A 2659-nucleotide genomic window follows, 5' to 3' on the forward strand; every position below is an offset into this window, starting at 1 on the left:
TAATTATTGAGACGTTTTTGAATCTTTAAACCAACATATCCGTAAAAACCAACGAAATTTAAATTTAAATTCTAATGCGAAGGCCAACTTGTTTCAAAGCATGAATTCGGTCACAGCACAATAAGAAAATGATGTTTGTTTTCTAAAAAATATATAAAGCCCATGAAGCTCCAAATGAAGCTAAAGCATAAGGTTCAGATAATCCTTATATCCATTTCGGCACTTATCTATTTGTTGGCCATTGGATACATCAGCCTCAACGCCAGGCAGAATTCGTACAGGGATACTAAAAACCTTATCGATTCCAAAGTAAATAAATATGCCCGGCAGATAGAAAGCAAGCTGAACAGAGACATGGCGGTTACCAGGACAATGGCGCTGAGTTTTTCCAATTATGATTTCATGCCCAAAGAAGAATGGCTTAACCTGGTTAACAGAATGTACGAAGATGTATTCCCGAAATATACTGACATTTACAACCTTTGGGATAGCTGGGAGCTGAGTGTAATAGATTCAAGCTGGGACAAATCGCATGGAAGAATTGTAAATGAACACTTCAGGGAGGAAGGCATCATAAAGGAGAATCAAACCCGGAGAAGTCTGGAAGGGGACAATGAATTATACAAAGAAATCAAAAGTCAAAACCGGGAGACCATTTTGCCCCTTTACTTCGACCGTTTTGCAGAAGGCAAATCAGAGCGAAAGTTGATGACCAGCCTGGTTGTGCCCATTCAATCGGAATCCGGGGAATTTGCAGGTGCGGTTGGTGTGGACATTACCATGGAGCAATTCCAGAAGATGCTTAACAATGTGTCCATTGAAAACCTACATGGAAACCGTGCCTTCCTGATTAGTCATAAAGGAAGATATGCTGCTCATCCCGATACTTCCATGCTTAATGAAAAAATTCAAAAAAATCCAACAGACAACGAAAACTTCGATGTTTTTGAAAAGCTGAATCAGGGGGAAAACTTTTCCATTATTCACACAAATGATCTGAATGAAAAGCATTATGTGAGTTACGCACCTATAATTATAGGCAATACAGATAATCCCTGGTACCTGGGCATTTCAGTACCGGCTGAATCGATAATGGAAGAGGCCAACCGGGATTTTATCATTTCATTGCTGGTTGGTATTATCGGGCTTTTAATACTCAGCCTGGTTATTTACTATGTAACCAGAAGCATATCCCGCCCGATTGAACAAATCACAAATGTTTTAAAACAAATGGCCATGGGCAGGATTGACAACAATATGAAACTATCCATTGAAACAGGGGATGAAATAGAAGAGATGGGGAAAGCCCTGAACACATCCATAGACGGCCTAAACAGGAAGAATGAATTTGCAGGTCGCCTGAGCAACGGAGAATTGGACTACGAACACACCCTGCTCAGTAATGAAGATCATCTGGGACAGTCGCTGCAGGAAATGCGGGACAGTCTTAAAAAAGCCAGGGAGGAACAGGAAAAGCAAAAAATAGAAGAACAAAAACGGCAATGGATCAATGAAGGGCTAGCCAGATTTGCAGATATCCTGAGGCAAAATAATGAAAACCTTCAAAAACTTTCCGATGAGCTGATCAAAAACCTGGTGTATTACCTCGAAGCCAATCAGGGGGGAATATTTCTTGTTAATGATGAAGATGAAAACGACAAACATCTGGAGTTGATATCCGCCTTTGCTTACGACCGCAAAAAATATCTTGAAAAACGTATAAATTTCGGTCACGGACTGGTCGGTACATGTGCCATTGAAAAACAATCCATTTATATGGAAGACATCCCCCAGGACTATATCGAAATCACTTCAGGTTTGGGAGATGCCAATCCGGATAGCCTGCTTATCGTTCCCCTGAAATTGGAAGAAGAGCTTCACGGGATCATTGAAATTGCCTCATTCCATACGTTCCAGCAATATCAGATCGATTTTGTCGAGAAAGTCGCCGAAAGCATTGCTTCAACCATTTCCTCCGTAAAAGTAAATATGAAGACTCAGCGGCTGCTGGAACAATCGGAGCAGCAATCACAGGAGCTTTCAGCCCAGGAAGAAGAAATGCGACAAAATATGGAAGAACTAAAAGCCACACAGGAAGAAAATTCCCGTCAGAAAGCTGAAATGGAACATCTGATTAATGCCTTTCATAAAGCCAATTATGTAGTAGAATATGACCCCAATGAAAAAATTATTGACATCAATGATAAGTACTTGAACCTGGTAGGTTTGACACGGGAAGAAGTTATTGGTACCCACCATTCATATAAACTGCAGTTGACAAAAGAACAGGAGGAATCATACAATCAATTCTGGGCCGATCTAAGGGCAGGAAAGGTTAAGAAAGATATCAACAGGGTGGAAGTAGATGGTCATACCCATGTTCTTGCTGAAACTTATACTCCCATCATGGATAATGAAGGGAATGTTAAAAAGATTCTGAAGATTGCCTTTGACACTTCAGAATTCAATTTTTGATTACAAAAAAATGCCCGATAGGTTCCAATCCTTCGGAACCCTATCGGGTATAATTGATTTCTTATTAAACGGTCATAATTTCTTTTTCCTTCTCTTCCAGTATTTCATCTACTTTTTTCACAGATTCATCCGTGAGCTTTTGAACTTCTTCTTCCGCTCTTGTGGTTTCATCTTCAGGAAATCC

Annotated in this window: 2 protein-coding genes; one reads left to right on the forward strand and one right to left on the reverse strand. The window is 40.1% G+C overall.

What is annotated here, in order from left to right; genetic code table 11:
* Window positions 1-174: 174 nt before the first annotated feature.
* Complete coding sequence (locus KGY70_20565; protein MBS3777599.1) at window positions 175-2475, forward strand: GAF domain-containing protein; 2301 nt, start codon at window positions 175-177, stop codon at window positions 2473-2475.
* A 64-nt stretch (window positions 2476-2539) separates the two neighbouring features.
* Here the strand turns inward: KGY70_20565 and KGY70_20570 are convergent.
* The coding region (locus KGY70_20570; protein ID MBS3777600.1) for a ribosome recycling factor at window positions 2540-2659 on the reverse strand (120 nt) is incomplete at its 5' end.

This window comes from Bacteroidales bacterium (assembly GCA_018334875.1).
Taxonomy (GTDB): domain Bacteria; phylum Bacteroidota; class Bacteroidia; order Bacteroidales; family UBA12077; genus JAGXLC01.